The organism is Pseudoalteromonas sp. SR45-5, assembly GCF_014163565.1.
GTDB classification, from domain to species: Bacteria; Pseudomonadota; Gammaproteobacteria; order Enterobacterales; family Alteromonadaceae; genus Pseudoalteromonas; species Pseudoalteromonas distincta.
This window is the reverse complement of record NZ_JACJDN010000847.1, coordinates 1-1,366: the sequence shown is the minus strand read 5'-3', so window position 1 is coordinate 1,366 and position 1,366 is coordinate 1. Positions and strand designations below refer to the sequence as shown.

The following is a 1,366-nucleotide window of genomic DNA, read 5'->3' as shown; positions in this document are numbered from 1 at the left end:
AGAGCTTCGCCGCGACATCGCCTCTAAGAGCTTCCAAAACTCTGTAAGCAGTAACACACTTTCTTATGAAGAAATGAACAAGCTGTTAAACGACCTCGCAAGTGTTGAAGCTGTAGGACGTTTAGTAATTGATTTACCTTTAATTGTAAATAATCAACAAAACTTAGTACTGCAAGATGGCGATACACTTTATGTACCAAGCAAGCGCGATTCAATCAGCGTAATAGGTGAAGTCAACTACTCAACGTCACATCTATATAAGTCAGGTGTTAGTGTTGATGATTATATAGCGCTAAGTGGTGGCCTTAAAGAGCGTGCGGCTGAAGACCGAATTTACATTATTAAAGCTAATGGTTCAGTTAAAATACCAAATACAGGTGGCTGGTTTGCAGCTAATAATGCAGAACAATTAGAACCAGGTGACACGATTGTTATACCTATGAATGCAGATCATATGGATAGACTTACACTTTGGAGCACTGCAACTCAGATTCTCTATCAGCTGGGCGTAGCCGTTGCTGCTATAAGTAGTATATAGAATATTTATAGCTAAAATTAACCATATTTTTATTCAGTAATAGATTAAGTGATAAATACGCAATGACTAAACAAAGTGGCAAGGTTGGATGTGAGGCAAATGCTTCATATAACCAAGATGATGAATTGGACATACGTGAGCTAATAACTAGCATATGGGCTGGGAAGCTCTTTATCTTTATAGTGACCAGTTTTTTTGCTGTGGCTTCTGTAATTTATGCACTTAACCTACCTAATATATACAAGGCTGAAGCAGTATTGATTGCAGCAGAATCAAAAGAGTCAAATGGCTTGGCTGGTTTAGCTAGTGAGTTTGGTGGTTTAGCAGGGCTAGCTGGAGTAGACATTGGCGGAGGCAGTGGAAATAAAACTCAATTGGCACTTGAAATATTAAAATCGCGTAAATTTATCAGTAACTTTATTGAGAAGCACGCAATACTACCCGATTTAATGGCAGCTAAAAGTTGGGATATGTCGAGTAACTCAATATCATATAATGAAGCATTATACCTACCTTTAGAAGATAAGTGGATTCGAGAAGTAAAGGCTCCAAAGCGTGCTAAACCATCAATGCAAGAAGCCTATAAAGTATTTTCAAAAATAGTTGATACAAATTCAGAGCCAGAAAGCTCCACTATTACACTTTCTGTTGAGCATATTTCTCCAGTTATAGCCCAGCAATGGGTTAACTGGTTAATAGAAGATATTAACCGTGAAGTAAAGCAACGTGAGGTTGCTGAGGCTATCAAAAGTACCCAATTTTTAACTGAACAATTAGAAAAAACAAAAGTATCTGATATTAGAAGTGTCCTCTATAACTTAGTTGAGG

General features: G+C 37.5%; 1 protein-coding gene and 1 pseudogene. Both read left to right on the top strand.

Annotated features, from left to right (window positions below; all coding sequences use genetic code 11):
* Positions 1-538: pseudogene (locus tag H5072_RS19550) on the top strand (capsule biosynthesis GfcC family protein); the annotation flags it as partial.
* Between the two features lie 62 nt (positions 539-600).
* A partial coding sequence (locus tag H5072_RS19545) for a Wzz/FepE/Etk N-terminal domain-containing protein (protein ID WP_182694521.1) occupies positions 601-1,366 on the top strand: 766 nt, incomplete at its 3' end.